24 protein-coding genes are annotated in these 26,168 nt (G+C 44.0%); 12 read left to right on the top strand and 12 right to left on the bottom strand.

Annotation, left to right across the window (positions count from 1 at the left end):
• Positions 1-48 precede the first annotated feature (48 nt).
• From ACFSR5_RS00925 to ubiE, 5 genes are read right to left on the bottom strand one after another with little or no spacing between them, the layout of a single operon-like run.
• Positions 49-501 carry a GNAT family N-acetyltransferase gene (locus tag ACFSR5_RS00925; protein WP_380899757.1) on the bottom strand — a complete coding sequence of 151 codons (453 nt, stop codon included), beginning with the start codon at positions 499-501 and terminating at the stop codon, positions 49-51.
• A gap of 17 nt (positions 502-518) precedes the next feature.
• Positions 519-968, bottom strand: a complete 450-nt coding sequence (locus ACFSR5_RS00930; protein ID WP_380899759.1) for a GatB/YqeY domain-containing protein — start codon at positions 966-968, stop codon at positions 519-521.
• A 50-nt stretch (positions 969-1,018) separates the two neighbouring features.
• A complete protein-coding gene (locus ACFSR5_RS00935) occupies positions 1,019-1,783 on the bottom strand; it encodes an SDR family NAD(P)-dependent oxidoreductase (protein ID WP_380899761.1) in 765 nt (254 codons plus the stop codon).
• Positions 1,783-2,616 carry a PorT gene (locus ACFSR5_RS00940; RefSeq protein ID WP_380899763.1) on the bottom strand — a complete coding sequence of 278 codons (834 nt, stop codon included), beginning with the start codon at positions 2,614-2,616 and terminating at the stop codon, positions 1,783-1,785. The genes ACFSR5_RS00935 and ACFSR5_RS00940 overlap by 1 nt, the downstream gene beginning before the upstream one ends.
• Positions 2,613-3,353, bottom strand: a complete 741-nt coding sequence (gene ubiE, locus ACFSR5_RS00945) for a bifunctional demethylmenaquinone methyltransferase/2-methoxy-6-polyprenyl-1,4-benzoquinol methylase UbiE (protein WP_380899765.1) — start codon at positions 3,351-3,353, stop codon at positions 2,613-2,615. Before ubiE ends, ACFSR5_RS00940 begins: the two co-directional genes overlap by 4 nt.
• Positions 3,354-3,774: 421 nt before the next feature.
• On the opposite strand from ubiE, the gene dnaB reads away from it, so the two are divergent.
• Positions 3,775-5,370 carry a replicative DNA helicase gene (gene dnaB, locus ACFSR5_RS00950; protein ID WP_380899767.1) on the top strand — a complete coding sequence of 532 codons (1,596 nt, stop codon included), beginning with the start codon at positions 3,775-3,777 and terminating at the stop codon, positions 5,368-5,370.
• A 62-nt stretch (positions 5,371-5,432) separates the two neighbouring features.
• Here the strand turns inward: dnaB and ACFSR5_RS00955 are convergent, their stop codons facing one another.
• On the bottom strand, positions 5,433-6,137 hold the full coding sequence (locus ACFSR5_RS00955) for a M15 family metallopeptidase (RefSeq protein ID WP_380899769.1): 705 nt from the start codon (positions 6,135-6,137) through the stop codon (positions 5,433-5,435).
• Positions 6,138-6,275: 138 nt separating this feature from the next.
• Between ACFSR5_RS00955 and ACFSR5_RS00960 the strand changes: the two genes are divergently transcribed.
• The 3 genes from ACFSR5_RS00960 to murA all read left to right on the top strand — a co-directional run bounded on the left by ACFSR5_RS00960 (position 6,276) and on the right by murA (position 10,798).
• A complete protein-coding gene (locus ACFSR5_RS00960; RefSeq protein WP_380899771.1) occupies positions 6,276-8,552 on the top strand; it encodes an ATP-dependent helicase in 2,277 nt (758 codons plus the stop codon).
• A 58-nt stretch (positions 8,553-8,610) separates the two neighbouring features.
• Positions 8,611-9,306 carry a DUF4290 domain-containing protein gene (locus tag ACFSR5_RS00965; protein WP_380899773.1) on the top strand — a complete coding sequence of 232 codons (696 nt, stop codon included), beginning with the start codon at positions 8,611-8,613 and terminating at the stop codon, positions 9,304-9,306.
• Positions 9,307-9,475: 169 nt separating this feature from the next.
• Positions 9,476-10,798 (top strand): UDP-N-acetylglucosamine 1-carboxyvinyltransferase, encoded by a 1,323-nt coding sequence (gene murA / locus ACFSR5_RS00970; protein ID WP_380899775.1) that lies wholly within the window; start codon positions 9,476-9,478, stop codon positions 10,796-10,798.
• Between the two features lie 158 nt (positions 10,799-10,956).
• On the opposite strand, the gene ACFSR5_RS00975 is transcribed toward murA, so the two are convergent.
• Positions 10,957-11,184, bottom strand: a complete 228-nt coding sequence (locus tag ACFSR5_RS00975) for an NAD(P)-dependent oxidoreductase (RefSeq protein ID WP_380899777.1) — start codon at positions 11,182-11,184, stop codon at positions 10,957-10,959.
• 251 nt (positions 11,185-11,435) lie between these two features.
• Complete coding sequence (locus ACFSR5_RS00980) at positions 11,436-11,660, bottom strand: hypothetical protein (protein WP_380899779.1); 225 nt, start codon at positions 11,658-11,660, stop codon at positions 11,436-11,438.
• A gap of 429 nt (positions 11,661-12,089) precedes the next feature.
• Here ACFSR5_RS00980 and ACFSR5_RS00985 point away from each other — a divergent pair, with 429 nt between their 5' ends.
• The 7 genes from ACFSR5_RS00985 (at position 12,090) to ACFSR5_RS01015 (ending at position 19,174) form a co-directional block, all read left to right on the top strand.
• Positions 12,090-13,409 carry an ammonium transporter gene (locus tag ACFSR5_RS00985; protein ID WP_380899781.1) on the top strand — a complete coding sequence of 440 codons (1,320 nt, stop codon included), beginning with the start codon at positions 12,090-12,092 and terminating at the stop codon, positions 13,407-13,409.
• 847 nt (positions 13,410-14,256) lie between these two features.
• On the top strand, positions 14,257-16,047 hold the full coding sequence (lepA, locus tag ACFSR5_RS00990) for a translation elongation factor 4 (RefSeq protein WP_380899783.1): 1,791 nt from the start codon (positions 14,257-14,259) through the stop codon (positions 16,045-16,047).
• 39 nt (positions 16,048-16,086) lie between these two features.
• Entirely contained in the window at positions 16,087-16,971 is an 885-nt protein-coding gene (locus ACFSR5_RS00995) for a bifunctional 5,10-methylenetetrahydrofolate dehydrogenase/5,10-methenyltetrahydrofolate cyclohydrolase (RefSeq protein WP_380899785.1), read from the top strand.
• 75 nt (positions 16,972-17,046) lie between these two features.
• Positions 17,047-17,553 carry a hypothetical protein gene (locus ACFSR5_RS01000; protein WP_380899787.1) on the top strand — a complete coding sequence of 169 codons (507 nt, stop codon included), beginning with the start codon at positions 17,047-17,049 and terminating at the stop codon, positions 17,551-17,553.
• A gap of 138 nt (positions 17,554-17,691) precedes the next feature.
• Positions 17,692-18,138 carry a hypothetical protein gene (locus tag ACFSR5_RS01005; protein WP_380899789.1) on the top strand — a complete coding sequence of 149 codons (447 nt, stop codon included), beginning with the start codon at positions 17,692-17,694 and terminating at the stop codon, positions 18,136-18,138.
• Positions 18,139-18,241: 103 nt separating this feature from the next.
• Positions 18,242-18,736 carry a BON domain-containing protein gene (locus ACFSR5_RS01010; RefSeq protein WP_380899791.1) on the top strand — a complete coding sequence of 165 codons (495 nt, stop codon included), beginning with the start codon at positions 18,242-18,244 and terminating at the stop codon, positions 18,734-18,736.
• Between the two features lie 15 nt (positions 18,737-18,751).
• On the top strand, positions 18,752-19,174 hold the full coding sequence (locus ACFSR5_RS01015) for an SH3 domain-containing protein (RefSeq protein WP_380899793.1): 423 nt from the start codon (positions 18,752-18,754) through the stop codon (positions 19,172-19,174).
• Positions 19,175-19,231: 57 nt separating this feature from the next.
• On the opposite strand, the gene ACFSR5_RS01020 is transcribed toward ACFSR5_RS01015, so the two are convergent.
• Together ACFSR5_RS01020 and ACFSR5_RS01025 are read right to left on the bottom strand one after the other, a co-directional pair.
• On the bottom strand, positions 19,232-20,065 hold the full coding sequence (locus ACFSR5_RS01020; RefSeq protein WP_380899795.1) for an MBL fold metallo-hydrolase: 834 nt from the start codon (positions 20,063-20,065) through the stop codon (positions 19,232-19,234).
• Entirely contained in the window at positions 20,062-20,937 is an 876-nt protein-coding gene (locus tag ACFSR5_RS01025) for a LysR family transcriptional regulator (RefSeq protein ID WP_380899797.1), read from the bottom strand. The genes ACFSR5_RS01020 and ACFSR5_RS01025 overlap by 4 nt, the downstream gene beginning before the upstream one ends.
• Positions 20,938-21,020: 83 nt before the next feature.
• On the opposite strand from ACFSR5_RS01025, the gene ACFSR5_RS01030 reads away from it, so the two are divergent.
• On the top strand, positions 21,021-21,728 hold the full coding sequence (locus tag ACFSR5_RS01030; protein ID WP_380899799.1) for a class I SAM-dependent methyltransferase: 708 nt from the start codon (positions 21,021-21,023) through the stop codon (positions 21,726-21,728).
• A gap of 104 nt (positions 21,729-21,832) precedes the next feature.
• On the opposite strand, the gene ACFSR5_RS01035 is transcribed toward ACFSR5_RS01030, so the two are convergent.
• Both ACFSR5_RS01035 and ACFSR5_RS01040 read right to left on the bottom strand, forming a co-directional pair.
• Positions 21,833-25,003, bottom strand: coding sequence for an efflux RND transporter permease subunit (locus ACFSR5_RS01035; RefSeq protein WP_380899801.1), 3,171 nt, complete (start codon positions 25,001-25,003; stop codon positions 21,833-21,835).
• A 27-nt stretch (positions 25,004-25,030) separates the two neighbouring features.
• On the bottom strand, positions 25,031-26,155 hold the full coding sequence (locus tag ACFSR5_RS01040; protein WP_380899803.1) for an efflux RND transporter periplasmic adaptor subunit: 1,125 nt from the start codon (positions 26,153-26,155) through the stop codon (positions 25,031-25,033).
• Positions 26,156-26,168 lie beyond the last annotated feature (13 nt).

A 26,168-nucleotide genomic window follows, 5' to 3' on the forward strand; every position in this document is an offset into this window, starting at 1 on the left:
TTCTAATTCATTCCGTTTTTTATTGCGTTCATGAAGCGGGTCGATTGGTCATTTCGTTCGAAGCATCTCGATATGGGGGATCTCGTCTTCTAGATACATATCGCTTACACGTTCGAATCCTAAGTTTTCGTAAAAACGTTGTAAATATAGTTGTGCACTAATACGAATGGAGGCGTAATGGATTCCCTGTTCCTGTAAATAGGAGATTGCCTGTAGCATGAGGATCCTACCCAGCCCAGGAGCCCGATAATCTTTATGTACAACAACACGGCCGATCGAGGGCTCCGAGTAGGAGACACCTGGAGGGATTAGCCGCGCGTAGGCAACGACCTGATCGTCTGTAATGCCAAAAATATGAGCAGCTAGTAAATCCTTATTATCACACTCCGGATAGAGACATGTCTGTTCGAGCATGAATACATCAATCCGCAGTTGCAGGATTTGGTAAAGCTCCAGCGCTTTGAGATCAGAAAACGCCTTTATTTTCCAGTGTACTTCCATAGATACTCGCCCAATACCTAAGTCAGTAACGACTTGACCACTTCCGATATGGTGCGGCCATCAGCTTGTCCTGCTAGTTTTTGATTGGCAGCTCCCATCACTTTTCCCATATCCTTTACGGATGAAGCACCTGTTTCTGCTATAATTTGTGTAATCACGGCCTCGATAGCAGCACGATCCAATTGCTTGGGAAGATATTCTTCAATGACCTGTTGTTCTTCAAATTCGATTTGATATAAGTCTCCGCGATTTTGCGCCTGATAAATTTCTCCAGATTCTTTTCGTTGTTTAACAAGTTTTTGGAGCACTTTTATTTCTGTATCTTCAGTAAGATCTTCGGTATGACCTTTTTCAGTTTTTGCAAGTAAAATTGCTGCTTTAATCGCACGTAATCCCCGTAGTCGACTATTGTTTTTCGCGATCATAGCCGCTTTAATATCCTGATTGATTTTTTGTTCTAATGACATATGTTTTAGTATTGAATATGGAGGTAGTTAAATAATAACGCTGAAATAGTTTAAGACGTACGCTTGACGATAGTTCCTGTCGCTTGGGCAGTAGGCATGACCAGCAAATCGTTTATGTTCACATGTGCTGGCCTAGACAACACGAAAGCTATGATTTCAGCAATGTCCTGTCCACACAAGGGGGTTAAACCTTTGTAAACATCTTGAGCGCGCTCTTTGTCTCCTTTGAAACGCACTTCTGAAAATTCCGTTTCTACCATGCCAGGGTCTATCGATGTTACCTTGATGCCCTTTTCTAGTAAATCGATGCGCATGGCTTGGGTCAATGCATCCACAGCGTGTTTGGTAGCGCAATATACGTTGCCTTTTGGATACACCTCTTTGCCAGCGATAGATCCTAAATTAATGATATGCGGCATGCCGCTGTTTACCATTTTCGGGATACAATATTTCGTGACATACAAGAGGCCTTTGACGTTCGTATCGATCATGCGGTCCCAATCACCGGTATCTCCGTTTTCTAAAGACTCCAATCCTTGACTTAACCCAGCATTGTTGATTAAGATATCGATTGAATTCCAGTCCGCGGGTAAGTTATTCAAAGCCATTTCTACTTGCTCTCGTTCGCGGACGTCCAGTTCGAAACAGAAAATTTCACAGTCCGGATAAGAGTCGAGGATACGATCTCGAAGTTTCTCCAACCGATTGACCCGCCGTGCGCATAGCAACAGCCTATAATTCGATTCCGAGGCAAGTACGCGGGCACACGCCTCGCCGATTCCGGAACTCGCTCCTGTTATTAGTACTGTTCTCATTATTGAAAGATTAAACTGAATTGAATATTTCGAATATATGTTTTGCTCAACGGAGCCATAAAGGCATTCTTCTCTGCTAGAAGATGTTCACGTTGAAGTACATTACCCGTGCTCTGGATAAATTTGACCTCTGGAGAAACACGGAAGAAAGGGAAGAATATTTCCAAACCCAGTCCCGCCTCCCAAGAAAGATAGCCTGTTTTCATGATCAAGGCATGCGGTCTGTTTTCGGGTAGCCCGTTCAGCCAATCTCGATAGGTACTGTGAAGTCCGGTCCACCTTCTGTAGCGCGCTCCCGCGGTCACGTAGCCCCGATAACGGTTAAATCTATTTTTTAGCAACTTTTCATCAGACCGAAAACGCAGACTGAAGGGAAACTCAAAAGCGTTGAAGTTTGATCCGCTGAGATTGTCGACGACATGCCGCATGTAGCGCACGATCGTGCGGCTGTCGCCATGGGCATCTGCTCCTGTATATTGGATACTCGAGTGGTTGATAAAGACAAAACTCGGTTGAAAGATATAAGAGAGATGTTCTGTAAAACGGATTTCAATCGGTATTCCAACCGACATGCCATGACTTGCTACAGATTCAATAGCGCCAAAACTAGCTATATAATGGTCGCTGTTTGTCGGTGCATTTGTTCCCAAGTTCGTCCAGTTCTTTTGCAGTCCAATTTTATACGTGCTGTTTATGTAGTTGTACTGCATGCCGAGCGAAAGCCATGCATTTTCGTCATAGGACGAACTAAATGGCATAGAAACGCGATGTTGTGCGACTCCTAACGAACAGTTGCCTGCAAATAACAATACGTATAGAGCAAGTTTTTTCATTTGGTACACTCATAGATCGTACAGAATCCGAAGGTCTGTGGACGAACTTTCGTGTGTTGGAAGCCAACCTGTTGAGTGATAGCGGCAAACCGTTCACCATCGGGAAAATTCGTTACAGATTCCGGAAGATATGCATATGCGCGCGTGTCTTTAGAAATCAATCGTCCCAATGCTGGCGTAAATTTGTGAAAATAGAAATGATACAATTGTTTGATAGGGAACATTGTAGGATTAGAGAGCTCCAAAACCACGGCCCGTCCGCCGGGTTTTAATACTCGGCGAATATCGGCCAACCCTTGTTCTAGATTTTCAAAATTGCGCACGCCAAAAGCAACCGTAACGGCGTCAAACGTGTTGTCTGGGAATTGTAATTTTTCCGAGTCCCCTAACTGTACTTCAAAACGATCTTTTAGCCCTTTCTTCTCAATTTTTTCGCGTGCAACGTCCAGCATGCCAGAAGAAATGTCCACGCCGATTATCTTCGAGGGATTTAGTATCCGTAGCGATTCTATGGCAAAGTCGCCCGTACCCGTAGCTACGTCCAAGATCAGTTGGGGACGTAAGCTCTTAAGTGACCGTATTGCTTTTTTTCTCCATATGATGTCGATCCCCATGGTCATCATGCGGTTCAGAACGTCGTAGGTTTTTGATATGTTATTGAACATATCTGCAACTTGTTCCTTTTTGCCGCCTTCTTTGGTTTTATAGGGTTTTATTGTTGAGCTCTCATTTGCCATAACACAAAGATACAATATTGTGGTGCACTAAAAAAGTAGACGGCAGGGAATAAATTTCGTGTTATTTGTGATAAGTGTTTGGCTTTTAATGGCTAGCGGAGAAGTAATCGGATAGAAGCTTTAGTTGGGCACTCTTAGATAGTTATGCACATGAGTTGAAGTTATCCACATGCTATTAAATACTTGGTAATGAATAGACTTTTTTTGCTATCCACACGTTATCCACATACGTATGTGTACAAGAGATCGACTCTTTTTCAGGGGGGGGGAGTGGCACGTACATGGTTGTTTTCGCAACCGAAATAGAGTGTTTACAACTTGTTGAATCGTTCCTGTTTATTTTTTATATTTTTGTTACCCCGTTACGAGCACGGTCAATAGACAACAAGACGTATAAATTTAACAGGAGAACCTTTTTGGAATGGCGACAGATAACGAATTTTCGAACAATACGGCGGGCAAGCCTAATTTTGCTAAGAAGCGGGCGAGTCTTAATAATATGATTGGCGGTCTGGGGAAGCTTCCTCCACAAGCCTTGGATTTAGAGGAAGCTGTGTTAGGGGCACTTATGCTCGAAAAAAATGCATTGAGTGAAATTATCGATATTTTAAAGCCCGATTCTTTTTACAAAGAAGCACATCAGAAGATTTATGAAGCCATTTTCAGTTTGTTCCAACAGACTTCGCCAATCGATTTATTGACTGTTACTGCGGAGTTGCGTAAAATGGGGGCATTGGAGTTTGTTGGCGGAGCCTATTATATTACCCAGCTGACAGATCGTGTGGTATCGGCCGCAAATATAGAATACCATGCCCGAATTATTTCGCAGAAATATATACAACGCGAGCTCATAAAAGTTTCGACGGAGATTATCAACAGTTCGTATGATGAAACAGCTGATATTTTTGATTTATTGGATCAGGCTGAGAAGTCTTTGTTTGATATTGCGCAAAACAATTTGAGACGTGACTCGCGTAAAATGGATGACATTATGCGTGAAGCCATTTCGAATTTGGAGATGCTCCGTGATCGGACCGATGGGTTGACCGGCATTCCTTCCGGTTTGACAGCTTTGGACCGTATGACGTCTGGTTGGCAGCCTTCTGATTTGGTTATTATTGCGGCTCGTCCGGCAATGGGGAAAACCGCTTTCGTATTGTCGGTAGCGCGCAACGCTGCGGTAGACCATCAACGTGCGGTGGCGGTATTCTCCTTGGAGATGTCATCCGTTCAATTGGTAAACCGTCTGATTGCGGGCGAAACCGAAATCGAGCAAGAGAAATTGAAAAAAGGGAATTTAGCCGATCATGAGTGGCAGCAACTGCATTCACGTATAGGCCGACTGACCGAAGCCCCAATCATCATCGATGATACCCCAGCTTTAAACGTTTTTGAATTTCGCGCAAAATGTCGACGCTTGAAGGCACAACATGATATCCAGATGGTTATTGTCGATTATTTGCAGCTGATGCATGGAAAATCGGAAGGTAAAGGCGGAGGAAATCGGGAGCAGGAAATCGGTCAGATATCCCGAGCGTTAAAATCTGTAGCAAAAGAGCTGAATATCCCCGTGTTGGCCCTATCTCAATTAAGCCGTGCTGTTGAATCGAGGCCAGGAAACAGTAAGCGACCGATGCTGTCGGACCTGCGGGAGTCTGGGTCTATCGAGCAGGATGCGGATATGGTACTCTTTCTATACCGTCCAGAATATTATGGCTTAACAGAAGATGAAGAAGGGCGTCCGACTGCAGGAGTTGGCGAAGTGATCATTGCGAAACACCGGAACGGGGAGACGGGTATTGTTCCACTTAAATTCGTGGGTAAATTCGTGAAGTTTGTAGACTTAGAAGAGGATTTTGCAGGGGCAGCAGGGGATTCTTTCGGAACACCAGATAGTTTTGGATCGGCGTTAGGCCCATCTGATGCATTCGGCGGTTTCGGCGGCGCCGATTTCGGAGGCGGCGGCATAACCATGCCTTCGCGTATGAATGATATGCCAGATGACGCTCCGTTTTAATAGGGTACACACGTTTTTTATATGAACCGAGCATCGCATTGTTGGTACTTTTTTTACCTTGGTCAATGCACCGGAAAATCAAAGTAGGTGTCGGGAAAAGGCTCGTTTAGGAGGGTGTAATGCCACCATTCATCTTCGTACGCGACAAATCCTGATGCTTCCATTATGGTACGAAGTAGTTTCCTGTTTTTTAATTGGCCTGCCGTCAATTGGACGTTTCCGTGAGCCGAACTGCTGCCAAACCAATCGAACGAACCGCCCATATCCAGTTCCCTGTTGGAGGATAAGTAGTATAGGGTGAGATCTACGGTACTTCCGCGCGAATGTCCCGACTTTTTAGCAATATACCCTCGTGTGAATAGGTCGGGCTTAGCCATGTCTGGATAATAATCAGCTTTTCGAACGGTGTCGGTCGGGTCGTGGCTCCATCGGACAAAATGATCCACAGCCCGTTGCGGTCGATATGCATCGAATATGGTAAGCCCAATACCCTGCCTTTTCAGAGCACTTGCTGCCATTTTCAGTGCATCCACGGCCTGTTTACTTAAGATCGCAGTGGCTTTATGATATCCGTCTATCGGTCGCCCAACAAAATTGTTGGAACCGGCGTATCGCATATCGAGTTTGATGGTGGGAATTTCCTGCTGAACGTAAACAAAAGACGTGGGTAAACGAATCGTATCTTCGACAACCTGGGCCCATATTGCTCCTGGCAAGGCGCCGGACTGGCTGCAAATAAGAATAAACAGGCGGAGAGTTGTTTTCATGCGGTTGGATTTACAGATGGATAAATATACAGATTATACCATAAACGCTGTCTGAAAGGGAGTAGATAGTCGATTATTTTTCTTAATTTTACCGGTACTTTTTTGTTGGAACTTTTCATAAAACTTTAGGAGAAAGATTTGGATTATTTAGCAGGATTAAACCCTTCCCAGCGCGGAGCAGTGGAACAGACCGAAGGTCCTGTCATGATTGTGGCGGGCGCAGGTTCCGGAAAAACACGTGTGATTACGTATCGCGTGGCCCATTTGATCCGGAAAGGTGTTGACCCCTTTCATATTCTCGTACTTACGTTTACCAATAAAGCGGCGAAGGAAATGCGGGAGCGGATTATGAGTGTAGTGGGGCTCGAAGCCAAGAATATTTGGATGGGAACGTTTCACTCCGTTTTCGCGCGGATTCTGCGCGTGGAAGCCGAGTTGTTAGGATACCCCAGAAACTTTACCATCTATGACACAGACGACACGAAGAGCCTTATCCGTGCGATCATTAAAGAGATGAATCTAGACGACAAGCTCTATAATGCTAATCATGTGTACGGACGTATATCATCCGCCAAGAATAATTTGATTTCTCCCCAGGAGTATAATAAAAATGAAGCCATCATGGCTGAAGATATTGCCAACGGCCGCGGTCAGCTTGGGCAAATCTATATGACGTATGCACAGCGATGCTATAGGGCGGGGGCTATGGATTTTGATGATCTGTTGTTCAAGACTAACGTGTTGCTTAATAAACACCCCGATGTGCTTCACAAATATCAGCACCAGTTTAAGTATTTGATGGTTGACGAATACCAAGATACTAACTTTTCGCAGTATCTTATCGTCAAGAGATTGGCAGCTGTCAATGAGAATATTTGTGTCGTAGGAGATGATGCACAAAGTATCTATGCATTCCGTGGCGCGAACATCCAGAATATACTCAATTTTCAGAAGGATTATCCCGATGTCCGCGTATTCAAATTAGAACAAAATTATCGATCGACTAAAATGATCGTTAATGCGGCAAATAGTGTTATTGAGAAAAATCAAAATCAGTTGGAGAAAAATGTGTTCTCTGAGAATGAGGATGGCGAAAAAATCAAAGTAACACGTGCTTTTTCCGATAATGAAGAAGGGAAAATTGTGGCTGAAGCCATTTCGCAGGAGCGATCGTTGAAAGGTCTAAAATATAAAGATTTTGCAATTCTGTATCGCACGAATGCCCAATCCCGCGCTATGGAGGAGGCGCTTCGCAAGATCAATGTGCCATATAAGCTCTACGGCGGAACATCCTTCTATCAACGAAAAGAAATTAAAGATTTAATAGCATATTTTCGTCTAACTTTTAATCCGAATGATGAAGAGGCGTTGAAACGGGTAATCAATTATCCGCGTCGCGGAATCGGCGATACCACGGTCGAGAAGATTCTGGTCGCTGCTGACAAACAACAATATCGCTTGTGGGATGTTGTCGCCAACTCGCAAATGTTTTTAGACGGCCGCAGCGCGGGTGCTGTGGCAAATTTTGGATTGATGATCCAAAGCTTCCAAGCGATGGCCAAGACAAATTCAGCTTTTGACACAGCTATGCACATAGCACAGCATTCGGGAATTCTAAAGGATTTATACGAAGACAAGTCAGTAGAAGGGTTGAGCAGATACGAAAATATCCAGGAGTTGTTAAATGGTATTAAGGAATTTTCGGAGAGAGAAGATATTGCAGAGAAAGGTTTAGATGTTTTTATGCAAGATATCGCCTTGCTAACCAACGACGATAATGATAAGGATCCCGACGCTGACACAGTTTCTTTGATGACGATCCATTCCTCGAAAGGGTTGGAATTTCCTGTCGTATTCATCGTTGGTTTGGAGGAGAATTTGTTTCCTTCTCAATTGTCCTTAAATTCCCGGTCTGAATTGGAAGAAGAACGTCGGTTATTCTATGTTGCCGTCACGCGCGCGGAGAAAAAATTGCATTTGTCATATGCGACATCTAGATATCGGTGGGGGACACTGAATAACTGTGAGCCGAGTCGATTTTTAGATGAGCTGAATCCCGGTTGTCTCGAGTTAGATTTTCAGCCTCGTTCCGTCTCCACAGGTATAGATAATGGTTTTCAATCGGAACGTATTGCGTGGAAGCAAAAAGAAACGGATACCTTCTCTAAACCGAAACCGAGAACGATGAAGACGACGTCTATTTTACCAAAAGCCCATGTTCCTACGGCGGGGTTCGCGCCATCCGACACGAGCAGTTTGCAAGTCGGGATGGAAGTTGAACACGAGCGCTTTGGCTTCGGCAAAGTCGTGAACTTGGAAGGAAATAAACCCGATATTAAAGCAACTATTTTTTTCAAAGAGTTGGGACAGAAACAATTGTTGCTTAAATTTGCAAAATTAAGGATCGTTCAATAAAGTACAAATAACAATAACTGCGCTTAAATAACGTTTGTTAAGCGTAAAACTATTCAATATGGATTTCGACTACAACAGTACCAGACCAAAGCTTATTTTGGCAGAATACGGAAGAAATGTACAAAATATGGTAGACTATATTTGTACGCTTCCAACGAAGGAAGAAAGAAACCGGTACGCGCAAGTCGTGATCGACATGATGGGCGTACTAAACCCGCATCTGCGTGATGTTTCTGACTTTAAACATAAATTGTGGGATCACCTGCATATCATTTCCGATTTTAAAATAGACGTGGACTCTCCTTATCCGGTTCCAAGTCGTGAGGCTATTCATCAGAAACCAGAATTGCTAAATTATCCACAACATTCCATTCGTTTCAAGCATTACGGTTTTACAGTTGAGCGTATGATAGAGAAGGCATTGGCTATGTCTGAACCGGAGTATAGACATCGTATGGCGCTCTCCGTAGCTAATTTCATGAAAATGGCATATGTGACCTGGAATAAGGATTCTGTGCAGGATGACCACATTATCCAAGATCTTGCGGAACTTTCTAAGGGTAAGCTTGTGTTGCCAAGTGATACGGTGTTGACTAAACTCGACTTTAAAACACCGCCGCCGGGCAACCGTACAAAAACAGCGGCCGCAGCGCCTGCACAGAAGAATAATGGCGGGGGCAACAACAACCATAAAAAACACAACGGAGGTGGGAAGAAAAATTTCGTCCCTAAAAAAGGCGGCTTCAAAAGATAACGTCTTTCGATATGAATACTAGAGGGCAATTGTGTGACGGCTACCGGCATTCAATTGCTTTCTTTTTTGCCGAATTTCTGATCGAACTGATCGGAAGTCTAGTGCGTAGGCTATCCTAGAAATAGCCTGTTTTTACGCGACACATAAAATTACACTAGTACGTATATATATGAATGCATTTGAAATAATCGGTGGGAAAAAACTAAAAGGAGAGATTGTTCCACAGGGAGCAAAAAATGAGGCATTGCAAATCCTGTCGGCAGTGCTGTTGACAGAAGAAAAAATGACGATCAGTAACATCCCGGATATAAAGGATGTCAATAAATTGATCGACTTGTTGGCCGCGCTCGGAGTTTCCGTTAGCCGGATAAATAAAGATACGTACGAATTTGAGGCTAAAAACATCAATATTGATTATTTCCAGTCCGAAGAATTTAAGCAAAAAGGTGGGGGGTTGCGTGGTTCCATTATGATTGTTGGGCCTTTGTTAGCCCGATTCGGTAAAGCGGCGATACCGAAGCCAGGAGGGGACAAAATAGGCCGTCGCCGACTAGATACGCATTTTTTAGGATTCGAAAAGCTTGGAGCAAAGTTTATATATGATGCTGAAAAGAATTTTTTCAACGTAGACGCGACAGCATTAGAGGGAGCATACATTCTGCTTGATGAAGCATCCGTTACTGGGACAGCAAATGTCGTAATGGCGGCTGTATTAGCCAAAGGTGTGACGACTATCTATAACGCAGCATGTGAGCCCTACCTGCAGCAACTTTGCAAAATGTTGAATCGGATGGGCGCTAAAATCTCGGGGATAGGTTCTAATCTACTAACGATAGAAGGTGTTGAAAAGCTCGGTGGAACGGAGCACCGTATGCTGCCGGATATGATTGAAATCGGTTCGTTTATAGGCTTGGCCGCAATGACCGGTTCGGAAATTACCATAAAAAATGTGTGCTTTCAGGAGTTAGGTATCATCCCCACTGTCTTTGCAAAGTTGGGTATACAATTCGAACTGCGAGGAGACGATATTTTTATACCTGCCCAAGATTCGTATGAGATTGACACGTTTATCGACGGCTCAATCCTGACTGTTTCCGATGCACCTTGGCCAGGTTTTACCCCAGATTTGTTAAGTATTGTCCTCGTTACCGCTATACAGGCGAAAGGAAATGTTCTGATCCATCAAAAGATGTTTGAGAGCCGGCTGTTCTTTGTCGATAAGTTGATTGATATGGGGGCGCAAATTATTTTGTGTGACCCACATCGCGCCACGGTCATCGGGTTAAATAAGCAAACCAAATTACGGGGGATCGAGATGACATCTCCGGATATCCGCGCTGGAGTCTCGTTACTCATTGCTGCATTATCTGCACAAGGTAAGTCGGTTATCTACAATATTGAGCAGATAGAACGTGGATATCAGGATATCGAAGATCGTTTAAAAGCATTAGGAGCAGAAATCCGTCGTATTGATGCACAGCCTGCACACTAAAGTTTGATCAATCGCAAACCGCAAGTAGCCGTTGTTCATTCAGGACACCGGCTGCTTTCCGTATTAACATTTCTAACGATTTTAGCTAGCTGTAAACCTTTGGGTTGATCACTTGGGGCTCCTGTATCCATTCTTGACAGCAAATAAATTTGCAGCGCTCAGTGTTGGGTCATCTGTGTTCGGGTTTGCTTCGTGGCTGACTCAATAGGAGGTAGCATACATACACCGGACAATCGTAATAGCAGTTCGGTTTGGAGCATAGGTTCCGGATCGGAGACGTCTAATCCCGCTCCCCCGATTTCGTTCGTACGCAACGCGTGAATAAGATCGTCCTCCTGATATATCGCCCTTCGCGCTGTGTCTACGAAAATAGCCGAATTTTTCATTCAACGGAAGATTTGCGCATTAAAACGATGCCTCGTTTCTGGAATCAAATTGGTATGAAAGAAGAATACATCACTTTGTGGTAACAAGTCGTCAAAATTTACATATCCGCGTCTAAAAGTTTCTCTGCTCGGTCATTAAGGTGGCGATTGTGGTAAATAACGGGCATGTTATAGGCTCCCTATGTTCCTCCTTGCCGGTTCCAGCCCGATTCTCCCTAAATAATAGATGCCAAGGGCTTTGCCGTGCAGTTCTATCCCCAGATCTTTGGCGAATTCGAAATCTCTCCATTGTCCGTTTGAAATTTGGTTCGCCCGAAAGAAGGCTTTTCTGGATAACGTAGCATCAAAAGTAAGGCAATATCGGCTGTTGCGACACCAAATACATCTGGCGTATTGCTAATTGGGATGCCCGCTACCGGGGCGGCTAGCAGATCGACATGGCCGTGTCCGACACTCGCTAAAAAAATTCCTTGCAAATGAGAGCCGGAAACAAAAAAAGCTTTGATTCAGGTCAACTTTTTCGACGTTGAAAACTACGTCAGCATTAGCGCTGGCTTCGATCAATTCACGTCGCGTCAACGTATGGACGGTTTCGTTGATCGTAATGTTGAATCCCGCATCTTTTAATTGATATAGGGTTTCCAGAGATGCATTTTTGTGTGAAAACCTTCTTTCTTTTAAAACAAATATACGAATTTGGTACGGCTTCTGTCTAAAAGGGATTTTTGTCGTTCATTAATGGTTGCTTCTGTATTTTTTTTGATATTGTTTTTTGTGTTTTTGTATATTTTTTCTGTATAATTTCGTTTAATTTAATTTTTTCGGACATATTTTGACGTTTTTTTAAAAAAAATATTGATTTGTTGTTGATATTGTATATAATTGCATAGTAAAATTATAAATGTATGTCAACGTCTCAGAAAAAATCATTATTTCCTTTTGTTATTATGGTGATTATTGTAATTGCCGCCTTTTTTAATCCTTCCTTGCCCTCGAATACCACTGCCTATGATTATAATGCATCAGATGTCGCCTGGATGCTAACCTCTACAGCGCTCGTGTTGATCATGACACCCGGTTTAGCCTATTTCTACGGAGGTATGGTGAAGAAAAAGAACGTAATTTCGACAATGTTGCAGAGTTTTATCTGTATGGCCGTGGTTGCGGTAATATGGATTGTATTTGGATTTAGCTTAGTGTTTGGAGATACCGTTGGAGGTATCATTGGAAATCCGATGACATTTTTCATGTTCGATGGCGTATTGGATCATAAGCCCTGGGACGGCGCTCCTACTATTCCGTTTGCATTATTTGCTATGTATCAATTGAAATTCGCAATTATTACACCAGCTCTTATTACAGGGGCATTTGCAGAGCGTATCCGCTTTACATCCTATATTCTATTTATTTGTCTGTTCTTTATTTTTATATACGCGCCTTTAGCACACGCGACATGGCATTCAGATGGTGTGTTGTTTAAAATGGGGGTATTGGATTTTGCCGGTGGGACAGTGGTTCATATGTCCGCCGGATTAACCGCTTTGGCCTCGGCAATCTATCTAAAACAGGGCAAAGGTTGTAAAGAACATACGCCAGCGCGCATCACCTATGTGCTCTTGGGAACTGGGTTGTTGTGGTTCGGCTGGTTTGGTTTCAATGCAGGTTCTGCATTTGGAGCTACAGCGCTGGCAGCCACAGCGTTGGCTACGACAACGGCGGCGTCTGGAGCAGCTGCGGTGATGTATATTTTATTTGACGCTGCTCGTGGTACAAAGCCGTCCGCGATGGGAACGTGCATCGGCGTCGTTGTCGGCTTGGTGGCCATTACACCGGCTGCGGGTTTTGTCACTGTCCCTCATTCCATCGTAATCGGAGCGATAGCTGCTATTATCAGCCGTCTATTGATTGACTGGCGAACCAAATCAAATATTGACGATACCTTGGATGTTTTTCCGAGTCATGGTGTAGGCGGAATGGTCGGTATGATTTTGACCGGGGTGTTTGCCCATTCTGCTATCAACGGCGCTGTAGAAACAAATGGACTATATTATGGTGAAACAGGCTTGTTCACAGCACATTTTATCGGGCTTATCGGCGCGAGCGTATTTATATTGGTTTTGGCCTTTGTATTATTAAAGGTGACCGACTTGATTACACCATTGCGCGTCAGCGAACATGAAGAAGAAGAGGGGCTGGATCTTTCACAGCACGGAGAGAAGTTATAAACGACATTTAACTACCAACTAACAATAACTTGAATAAACCGCATATGGAAATATGCGGTATTTTTGTAAGGATTTGTGAGCTGCGTTGGCGTTACTTTGACAATCAGTCGAGCGCTAATCGCGTTGGATGGATGGATCTGTCTCAACGGCCTGCACTGATCAGCTATTTGTATAAAAAGGTGCAATCGAGATATACGGGAATGCGTCGAAGCTGCTTTCGCCTGCGTCTACAAAATACCTTTTAACCACGGTAAGCTTAAAAACAGAAATAGAAAATTTGCGTAAATAGACAATTCAGAAGTAATTCAATAACTTGTACACAATAAGGAGTAACACCATTCGACAGTTGTTCGAGAGTTGTTCGACTGCTCTTCGAGAGTTGTTCGAGAGTTGTTCGGGACTGCTTCGGGACTGCTTCGGCTGTTCTTCTGCTTGGCTTCGGCTTTTCTTCGGCTGGGTGTCGAAGGGCAGTCGAACAGGAGTCGAAGCGCTGTCGAAGACGAACCGTCGATGGTACGAAGCGGAGTCGACGGTGTTTCCTAGAGGCGTCGATGGCTGATCGAAAAATTGGCGTAAGCAACCATGTTACTTCTAGCCCTGTATAAGAAAATACGAGGTTTCGCAATCCGTTGCCTTGGGAAACTCACCGTTAGGATGTGCTCGTCAACTTCCTCAACGTTAAGCATGAAGCTGTAAGGGATATTCTTTTTGGAAAAGCTTATATGCTGAAGTTACTGGATCTAACTTCGATGGACGAACCCGTGCTTTTTTATTTCCGTATTAATCCGCAATTATCTGCCTTAAAAAAATTATATTTGCCATTTAGAATTATTGGATAAAAACCTGTATGAAGCATATACGTAATTTTTGTATTATCGCACATATTGACCACGGTAAGAGTACCTTGGCGGACCGTTTGCTGGAATATACAAATACCATCTCGCAGCGGGAGGCGCAGGCGCAGTTGTTGGATAATATGGATTTGGAGCGTGAGCGGGGCATTACCATCAAATCACATGCGATTCAGATGGAGTATACGAAGGACGGTGAGCACTATATACTGAATTTGATTGACACACCCGGACACGTAGACTTTTCGTATGAGGTTTCGCGTTCGATTGCTGCCTGTGAAGGAGCTTTGCTCATTGTGGATGCTTCGCAAGGTATTCAGGCACAGACGATTTCAAACTTATATTTGGCATTAGAGCATGATCTGGAAATTATTCCGATTTTGAATAAGATGGACCTTCCTGGAGCGATGCCAGAAGAGGTGAAGGATCAAATTATTGACCTTATCGGGGGAAAACGTGAAGATATTATTCCTGCGTCAGGCAAGACAGGTATGGGTGTCCCCGATATCTTACAGGCTATTGTTGAACGCATTCCCGCACCTGTGGGTGATCCACAGGCACCGCTGCAGGCTTTGATTTTTGATTCGGTTTTTAATTCGTTTCGGGGTATCATGGCTTATTTTAAAGTCGAAAATGGCGAGATCCGAAAAGGAGATAAAGTAAAGTTTGTTGCGACAGGAAAAGAATACTTTGCCGACGAAATTGGCACCTTAAAACTGAACCAGGTACCTAAGGATGTGATCCGGACGGGAGATGTGGGGTATATCATTTCTGGGATAAAAGAAGCCCGAGAAGTGAAAGTCGGTGATACGATCACACACAGAGAGCGACCTTGTACCGAAGCTATCCAAGGGTTCGAAGAAGTGAAGCCTATGGTTTTTGCTGGTATTTATCCTGTTGATACAGAGGATTTTGAAGAACTTCGTGAATCCATGCATCGCCTGCAGTTGAATGATGCGTCACTTGTATTCGAACCCGAATCATCCGCTGCATTGGGGTTTGGCTTCCGTTGCGGCTTTCTGGGCATGTTACACATGGAAATTATCCAGGAGCGCTTGGAGCGGGAATTTAATATGACGGTTATCACCACGGTTCCCAACGTGTCCTATAAAGCGTTTCTAACCAAAGATCAAGAGGAAATTACCGTACATAATCCATCTGATTTACCTGATCCGAGTAAACTGGACTTTATTGAAGAGCCTTACATTAAAGCGAATATTATTACCAAGTCGGATTTTGTAGGTCCGGTGATGTCTTTGTGTATACAGAAACGAGGGACTATCATTAACCAGTCCTATCTGACGTCCGATCGTGTTGAGTTGGTGTTCGAGATGCCAATGGGTGAAATTGTATTCGACTTTTATGATAAGTTAAAGACGATTTCCAAGGGATACGCGTCTTTTGACTACCATCAAGTGGGATACCGAAAGTCGGATCTTGTAAAATTGGATATTCGGTTGAACGACGAACCCGTCGATGCATTGTCTTCTTTAATTCACCGGAGCAATGCGTATGAATTCGGCAAAAAGATCTGCGAAAAGTTGAAAGAATTATTACCCCGTCAGCAATTCGAAATCCGGATACAAGCGTCTATCGGGGCGAAGATTATTGCACGTGAAACCATATCCGCATTACGGAAGGACGTAACGGCAAAGTGTTACGGGGGAGATATTTCGCGTAAACGGAAGCTTCTGGAAAAGCAAAAGAAAGGTAAAAAACGCATGCGCCAAGTAGGGAATGTTGAAATTCCGCAGTCAGCATTCATGGCTGTCTTAAAGCTTGATTAACGGCGCGAAAATAGAAAACGTACTACTCCATAATTAAACATGAATTTATTAGACGGAAAGCTGGTATCAGCGAAAATCAAAGAAGATATTAAAAAAGAAGCGGAGCTTTTTACCGCAAAGACCGGTCGCAAGCCCCATTTGGTAGCCATTTTAGTAGGTAACGATGGCGGTAGTGAAACCTATGTAGCAAGCAAAATGCGCAATTGTGAGCTTGTTGGCTTCGAGTCTACAAATATCCGTTACAACGTTGATGTTACAGAAGAGGACCTTATTGCCAAGATCAAGGAAATAAACCAAGATCCTACCATCGACGGACTAATTGTACAGTTGCCTTTACCGAAGCATATTGATCCGGATAAAATTACAGAGGCAATCGATCACCGGAAAGATGTAGACGGTTTCCATCCGATTAACTTAGGACGCATGCAACGTAACCTTCCTTGTTTTGTCCCGGCGACGCCATATGGTATTTTGCTTATGTTGGAACATTATGGTATTGACACGACAGGCAAGAAAGCCGTGGTCGTGGGGCGCAGCAATATTGTGGGATCGCCAATGAGTATCTTACTAGCGCGCAACAGTAATCCAGGAAATTGTACCGTGACCTTGACACACAGCCGTACTGCCAATTTAAAGGAAGAGGTGCTGGAGGGAGATATCGTTGTGGCAGCTATTGGTCGTAAAAACTTTGTCACCGCCGATATGGTTAAAGATGGGGCGATTGTAATCGATGTCGGTATCAATCGGGAAGATTCTACGGAAACGAAATCTGGTTTTAAACTTTACGGAGATGTTGATTTCGAACCTGTTGCTAAGAAAGCTTCGTGGATCACGCCTGTACCAGGTGGGGTAGGATTGATGACTATTGTGGGATTGTTAAAGAATACCTTGGAAGCCGCAAAGGGGACTGTATATCCGAAATAGCAGAGCACGCCTGCTTTTGGTATGGAAATTGTTTAGTGGAAGTTATTAACCATTAACAATAAAAAAAGAAGCAACATGAAAAAATTAGCTTTATTAGCAGTAGTTGCCGGAGCAATTAGTTTTGCAGCTTGTAACAATAATCCATCAAAAGATAAAAACGCGGACGGCGAAGTATCGGCAGGAGAGCAGTTGGATAATACCTTGGATACGATAGATGAGCATGCAGATCATGCGCACGCTGCCATTGACAAAGAAATTGAAGAAGCTGAGGCAAGAGTAAAAAAGGCACAAGAGGAATTGGATGCGGCGATAAAGAAAGGAGATAAAGAGGCAGAAACAGCTGCTCGCAAGGCGCTGGATGATGCTAACTCCGCGTGGGATAAAGTGAAGGCAGCAGCGGCATCTGCAGGACATACTGTCGAAGAAGGAGCAAACAAGGCTATCGATGCAACGAAAGATGCGGCAAAAGCAACTGGAAATGCAATTGATAGAGCAATCGACAAAACAGCAGACAAAGCGAACCAGGTTGCCGAAGATGCAGAACGCAAAGCGGAAAATGTAAAGGAAGCTTTGAAGAATTAAGTTCTTTTAAACTACATAAAAAACGCCAAACATACTGTTTGGCGTTTTTTATGAGATGAAGTGTCGTTAGGGATTTTTTGCAGGCGTTCGTTCGTACAGCGAATCTATTCATCAGTACTTGTATATTTGCGTATGGATATGAACTGTAAAAAAGAGCTTGTGGCCCGTTGTCTAAAGAAGACTACAGATCGAATAGCAGAAATTATGCATGCTATTGAACAAGCGCAGGAAGCTATAGAGAATGATACGAAAAGCAGTGCTGGGGACAAATATGAAATTTCCCGGGAGATGGTTCAACAAGATCTCAATCGCTATCAAACCCAATTATCTCAGGCGCGAAAGGACAAGACCATCCTGGAACAGCTCCCGCTGGAAAGAAAAGAGTATGTGGGATTGGGCACGGTGATCTTTACGAGTGCAATGGCCTATTTCGTAGCGATCAGCATAGGACAAATACTTCTTGACCAAAAAACTTATATGGTTATCTCACCTTCATCGCCTATTGGAAAGCTTTTGATGGGTAAATCTGTGGGAGGACATATTTATTTTAATGGTGTATCACAGGAACTCCTGGCGATCAGCTAATTCTTCCAGTCAACATCCTTTTTTTATCGAACCAAACAATCTTCTTCGCTTATTGTTTACTAGGGAAAGAATGTATGGTTCTACTCTTTAAACAGAATTTAGCATGATGAAGATTTTAAACAAGACATGGCCCTCTATGTTATTGGGTACATTACTGGCGGTTAGCGTTATTTCCTGTAAGCCTAAGGTTTCGGACGCCGACTTGAAAGCGAAGGTAGAGAGCGTAACGGCAAGTAATCCCAACGTTGTGGTCAGTGTGAAAGAAGGTGTTGTGACGCTTTCGGGAACCGTCGCTTCGGAGGAAGAGAAAAACAGCCTCGCGGAGGCCGCAAAGAATGCAGATGCGAAACACGTCAAGTCGGTGATTAACGAATTGACTGTAGAAACAGCACCTATCGTGACCAGTACCGATGATGCGGATTTAACAGCGAAAGTCGTCGATGCAACGAAAGACTATCCTACGGTTAAAGCGGAAGTCAAAGGTGGTATCATCACCGTAACGGGTTCGATTGAACAAGCTCGTGTGCAGCCGCTCAAAATGGCGTTGGACGCACTGAATCCCAAAAAAGTGGATATGTCAGCCTTAACCGTAAAATAACTAACAAAGAAAGCTATGGGATTACTAGATAAATATAAAGTGCTTTTGGACACGGCGAAAGCATCAGGGATCGAAGATTTGCAATATGCAGAACAAGAAGGTGTATTGCAAATTCGGGGGACAGCACCAAATGCAGATGTTAAAAATAAACTTTGGGACATTTATAACCAAATTGATCCAAATTTCTTGACAGGTGATGTGGTGATGAATGTTGATGTATCTTCGGCCGTCGCTGGAAGTCAAGTGCGTGTCATCACGCAAAGCTCCAATCTAAATATTCGGAAAGGACCCGGAACGGATCAACCGATTGTCGGAAAAGCCGCTAAAGATGAGGTGATTATACTCATTAGTCGTGCTAATGACCAATGGTGGTTAGTACGAACGAAGGATGGGGAAGAAGGATATTGTTATGCACAATATTTAGAGCCGGTAGGTTAACATAAAAAAAGTACAAAAAGCCGTTCCGTTCGCAGGACGGCTTTTTGTTTACAATGTCTATAACTCAGCTAACGTAAAGGTATCTTTCAGTCGTATACCCTTTTCGGTATGTTGTAACGTACAGCAGGCGTGGACGGGGTCGTGTTCCAGAAACAAGATATACTCCTGACTGACCAATTCGGACCAATACTGCTGCCGTTCCTCCATGGTGGTCAGTGGACGGATGTCATAGCTCATCACATAGGGCAAGGGAATATGGCCGACCGAGGGAAGTAAATCTGCCATATAAAGTATTGTTTTTCCGTTGTACTTGATTTGGGGGAGCATCATGGCTTCGGTATGTCCATGGGCGTAACGAATGGCAATATTGTCTGAAAATGGCTGACCTTCAGGTATAAAATGAAGTTGTCCACTTTCCTGTAGGGGAAGGATGTTTTCTTTCAAAAAAGAGGCCTTTTCTCTCGGGTTGGGGTGTATTGCCCAATTCCAATGCTTTTCATTACTCCAATATCTTGCATTTTTAAATGCGGGCACAAGCCTGTCGCCTGCGCGTTGTACCGCGCCGCCGCAATGGTCAAAATGAAGGTGAGTCAGAATAACGTCGGTGACGTCATCTCGATGGAAACCGTGGCGGGCAAGTGATCCATCTAATGTGGCGTCGCCATGTAAAAAGTAATGACTGAAAAATTTATCATCTTGTTTATCACCGATCGCGGTGTCAATCAAGATCAATTGCCTACCATCTTCAATAAGGAGAAGTCGGTTGGCCCATGTGCATAAGTTACGCTCGTCTGCGGGATTTGTTTTCTGCCAAATTGATTTGGGAACCACACCAAACATAGCTCCTCCGTCCAATTTAAAAAATCCGGTATCGATGGTATACAGTTTCATTGTTTGAATATATTGATGATTAATTGATGCAGCACCGAAAACGCCGGATGCTGTTGATCCTTCATATAGGCCAGCAAAATATCCGTTTGGATAGCCGATTCGTCCAAATTTAAAAAATTTATAGCAAGATGATTATACTGTGACTGAACACTTTTCGGCACGACGGCGATGCCCGTGTGTAGATGAACAAGTTCGAGGATGGAGGCGATGTTGTTGCATTCGTGACGTAACATAGGTGTAAACCCGACGTGTGCGCAATAGGCAAGCATTTGGCTATGATAGATAGGCGCGTAGTCGGCATGATAAGAAATAAATGGCAGTGCGCCTAATTGCTCCCGCTCGTTCGGGAGCTTCCAGTCTGCTGGATAAGCCAATGCGAAACCATCGGCATACAGCTTTTCGGTCTGCAATTGTGCAGCGTAGTTTGGTGCCCGTATGATGCCGATATCCATTTTGTTGTTTTTTAACGCGGTTACCTGGCGCTCGCTGGGTAATTCGTACAGCTTAGTTTGTAGAAAAGGGTAAATCTCTTGTAGTAAGTGCAACAGTTGACCAAGTTTTGTCTTGTCGATGGAACTGATGTAGCCTATTTTTACTTCGCCTGATAATGACTGATGCAAGAGATTGACATGTTCTTGGGCGAGTTGTAGCCGTTGCAACAATGTCTGAACCTCTTGATAAAAGAACCTCCCTGCCGCCGTCAGTTCAACCCGTTTATTGTCCCGTAGAAAAAGCGTAACACCCAATTCGTTTTCTAAATCTTTGATTTGTCGGCTAAGAGGCGGTTGCGAAATGTACAACCGTTTTGCTGTCCGTCCAAAATGGAGTTCTTCAGCTAATGTAACGAAATAACGGAGATGACGAAGTTCCATGCGTATAAGGTATCAATAGATGATAAATATAGTATTTTTAAGGTATTGATAAGAAAACTACATTTGAAAAATAGACAGATGAAATGAAATCAACAATTAAAGAAATTGAAGAACGGTTCGATCAGGATGTCGATCGTTTCTCGAACTTGGAGACCGGCCAGCAAACAACCCTTGACGCAAAGTTCAATATGGAGTTGATTACAGAAGCGATTGCGCGCCGATACCCCAACTTAAAATCGGTTTTGGATGTAGGCTGCGGTGCAGGAAATTATCCGGTTAAGCTGTTACAGAAGGTTTCATCCGTTGACGTGACCTTGGTCGATTTAAGTCAACCGATGCTCGATCGGGCGATGGAACGTATTCAAGGGGTAACAAAAGGCACGGTCACAACAAGAAAAGGCGACTTTCGAACGCTTCAGCTAACGGAAAACTCATACGACGTTATTATTGCGACAGCAGTGCTGCACCACTTGCGCGATGAGCAGGATTGGCAACAGGCTTTTCAGAAACTGTATGGTTTGTTGAAAAACGGAGGGAGCATCTGGATTTTTGACTTGGTATATCAACGTGATGGACAACTTCAAGAATATGTATATGATCATTTATATGGCGAGTATCTTACTGCCCTGAAAGATGAAGTGTACCGCGACCATGTATTTGCTTATATTGAGAAAGAAGATACACCTAGGGATCTAATCTATCAATTGGATCTCCTTAGGAAGGTTGGATTTAAACATGTTGACGTGTTACATAAGCATCTTTGTTTCGCATCTTTTGTGGGATTCAAATAGTTGATAGGAATAATGGTGATTGGATTAAGAACACAACAGCGATAGACAGATAAAAAAACGTCTCCTAAGAAATAGGAGACGTTTTTTTATCTGTCTATAATCCGCTAGTGAGCACTGAGATTCTTTGCTTTTTCTGGATCAAAAGACGCTTCTAGTTCGGCTAACTTTTTCTTGCCATAGGCTAGTTTTGTGATCACGTAAAACAACACGGGGACAATAAAAATAGCCAGCAAGGTGGCTGCCGCCATCCCCCCAAAAACTGTCCAGCCAATAGTTTTACGTGCAAATGCACCGGCGCCAGAAGATATCATTAATGGAATAATACCTAAAATGAACGCAAAGGATGTCATAATAATCGGACGAAGCCTCAACTTGACGGCATCCAAGATTGCATCGAGGAGCGGCATGCCAATGTCGACACGCTCTTTGGCAAACTCCACGATCAAGATAGCGTTCTTCGCGGCAAGACCAATGATTGTAACCAAACCAATTTGGGCGTATATATTGTTATCCAAGCTTGGGATAAACATCAACGTCAAAATGGCGCCGAAAATACCGATTGGCACGGACAACAAAATAGAGAAGGGCACCGACCAGCTTTCATAAAGAGAAGCAAGCAAAAGAAACACGAATATAATACACAAGGCGAAAATCATGACAGTTGTATTTCCGGATTGGCTTTCCTGCAAAGATAATCCAGAGAAGTCATAACTGTAACCATTTGGCAACGTTTGCTCGGCCACCTCTCGCAATGCCGCAAGGGCATCACCCGAGCTATAACCAGGTGCTGCAGAACCGCTGACTTCGATGCTTCTGAAGATGTTGTAGTGATTGATGATCGATGGATTCTGCACCAGTTCCCAAGTTACCAATGTGCTCAATGGAACGGACATCCCTTTGTTGTTGTTTACATACAACTTGTTGATGTCTTCAATATTCATCCGATATTGGTTGTCTGCTTGCGTTACGACGCGGAAGTTACGACCATAACGTGTAAAATCGTTGATGTAGGCAGATCCGAGATAAGCTGAAATGGTGCTGTAAACAGAGGATACAGGAACCTGCATTTTCTTTGCTTGTTCTCGGTTCACCGAGATCTTGAAGTTGGGCGAATTGGAGTTAAATAGGGTATAGGCCATGCCGATTTCGGGACGTTGATTTGCCGCTGCCAAAAACTTTCCGACTACGGCTTCAAACTGTTTAATGTCTACAGTTTGTTGGTCTTGGATCATCAACGAAAAACCACCAGAGGTACCTAAACCCGGAATAGCCGGGGGTGTCACGGCAAGTACACGTGCTTTGTTATAACCGGCGTATTTTCCCATAATTGCACCTGTGATATCAGCGGCGGTACGGGTACGCGTAGCCCAAGGTTTTAAGGCGACGAAAAGTGTCGCTGCGTTGGATTTGAAAGATCTGTTCAGGATGTTAATTCCAGCAATTAAAGTGATATGTTCGATCTCGGGAAAGTCTTTTCTGAACTGTTCATTCAGTTCGGTTAATACCTCGTTGGTACGACTAGCTGACGACCCCTCCGGTAATGTTACTCCAGCAAAGAATGCACCGTTATCTTCGGTGGGGATAAAACCTGTGGGCTTCGTTTTAAACATATATCCCGTCCCTATGAATATACAGAGTAAGATAATCAAGGCCAAAGGCGCTCTACGAATACATACTCTTACTCCTCGGGAGTATTTATGTGTCACGCGTTCAAACCATAAATTGAATTTGTAGAAGAACTTATTTAGTCCTTTCGCATCTTTGTTGACCGCAGTTGGTTTTAGCAACAGGGAACAAAGCGCTGGTGTGAGCGATAAAGCGACGAATGCCGAAAGCATTACAGACACAGCAATTGTGATCGCGAATTGCTGGTAGAGTTTTCCCACCATGCCCGGTATAAAACCTACCGGAACGAATACGGCCGCTAAAATCAAAGCAATAGCGATAACGGGAGCGGTGATATCTTTCATAGCGTGCATGGTCGCATCGCGCGCGCTCATCTTATAGTGGTCTATATAGTGCTGTACAGCCTCTACAACGACGATCGCGTCATCCACGACGATACCGATTGCTAATACGAATGCCAACAATGTTAAGTTGTTGATGGAGAACCCGAACAGGGTAAAGAAAATGAATGTACCCACAACAGAAACCGGAATTGCTAGGACAGGAATCAAGGTTGCTCGCCATGATTGCAGGAAGAAGAACACAACTACGGTGACCAATAATAGAGCTTCAACCAACGTGTGAATTACAGAATCAATAGATGCGTGAACGACCGAAACCGTTTCGTACCCAACCACATAGTCCACATCCGCAGGGAACGATTTTTTTAAGTTTTCTAGAGTGGAATAAATCCCTTCCGCAGTTTCCACCGCATTTCCACCGGGGGTCTGAGCAACCATCATACCTGTTGATATCATTCCATCGGTACGGGTACTGGTTGCATAACTGAACTGCCCCAATTCGACACGTGCTACATCTTTTAAGAGTACGATTGAACCATCGGCGTTCGACTTAACAATGATCTCTTCAAAATCCTCTACCGAAGAAAGATCCGAGTCGGTAATGACTGGGTACTCGAATACCTGTGCATTTTGCAATGGAGGTGCACCGACAGATCCTCCGGGCATACGGAGGTTCTGCTCCGAAATAGCAGTAGAAACATCCGCGGGTGTCAGATTTAATGTCGTCAACTTGTTCGCATCAAGCCAAACCCGCATCGAAAAGGGTTGTCCAAATGCCGTAACGTCTCCGACCCCTTTCACCCGCATGATGGCGTCCTTCACATATAAGTTGGCATAGTTTGCCAAAAATTTATCATCCCGACTGCCTTTGGGCGAAACGAGCGACACCAACATCAGGATATCGGTATTTGCCTTACGGGTTGTAACACCCAAACGGCGTACTGCTTCTGGCAGCGACGGTTCGGCGATACCCACGCGGTTTTGCACGTCGAGTGTGGCGATATCGATGTCCGTCCCCACTTCGAAAGTAACTGTTATACTGGATTGACCATTCGACGTACTGTTGGACGACATATAAATCATTCCCGGCGTACCGTTGATCTGACTTTCGATGGGAGTTGTTACTGTTTGTTCTACCGTTTGCGCATCGGCTCCGGTATAGTTAGCTGTTACGGTTACTGTCGGAGGAGCGATGGACGGGTATTGACTAATCGGCAACGTCATGATGGAAATCGTACCGATAATCATGATTAATATCGAAATAACGATTGCCGTGACTGGCCTTTTTATAAAAACTTCTGATATCATACTATTCTTTGTTTAGATCTTCGACAATTATTTTTGGGGAGCACTTTCGGCAACTTGGGCTCCTGGTCTCACATTCATAATGCCGTCGACGACAATTTTTTCACCTGCTTCCACACCGGAGTTGACAACGACTTTATCGTCTATTTTTAATCCCAGCTGGACGGGACGTATTTCAGCTTTGCTGCTATCGTTGACGACATAAACGTTATAAACACCCAATTGATCCTGTACTGCTTTGAAGGGGATCACCAATTGTTCGGTAGGCGAGGTGCTTTTTACGTTCATGGTAAGATTCATACCGGCGCGTAGGGCATTCTGACCATTCGGAAAAGTAGCACGTACAGTAAGTGTTCCGGTACTTGGATCAACAGCTCTGTCTATGATGGCCACTTTGCCGGATTGTTCATAAGCTACGCCATCCGGAAGGGAAACGGTAATCTCCGTAGCCGACTTACCCGATTGATAGGCTGCAAACTCTGAAATCTCACGTTCATTGATCTGAAATTCTACGGCGATGGGATCGATCGAACTGATGGTATTCAACAGCGTTGTGCCCGCGTTCACCAACGCACCACTACGAACCTGAGAGATGCCGACAGCGCCCGAGAAAGGAGCACGGATGACGGAACGTTGGAGGTTCGTCTGCGCCGTGGTCAGTGCAGCTCGAGCTGCTTGGACCTGTGCCTTCTGGTTATTCACATCCGTGAATGCGTAGTCTAAAGTTTGTTTTGCAATCGCGTCTTTTTCCGCCAAGGTTTGGTACCTGGAAAGATCTTTTTCTACCCGCTGTAAATTAGCTTTTGCTATTTCGAGATTTGCCTCTGCTTGATCCACAGCCGCCTGGTAGCGAATCCGGTCTATTTCATAGAGGGGCTGTCCTTTCGAAACGAAAGCGCCGTCGCTGATATATATCTTCGTAATGTAACCGCTTACTTCCGCGAATATTTGCGTTTCTTGCATCGGCACAGCACTTGCAGGATAGCTTTTAATACCCGAAACGATCTGCTTCTCTACTGTGGTCGTGGTCACTGGGACAGCGGCCTGCCCCTGAGCTGCTGCTTGTTGTTGTTTGGATCCTTCTTTTGATCCACAGGATTGCCAAAGCAGTCCTGAACCTATGATTAGTGCGGAAAATAAATAGTTCTTATTCATGGTTTCGTATATT

The organism is Sphingobacterium suaedae, assembly GCF_042684625.1.
GTDB lineage: Bacteria > Bacteroidota > Bacteroidia > Sphingobacteriales > Sphingobacteriaceae > Sphingobacterium > Sphingobacterium suaedae.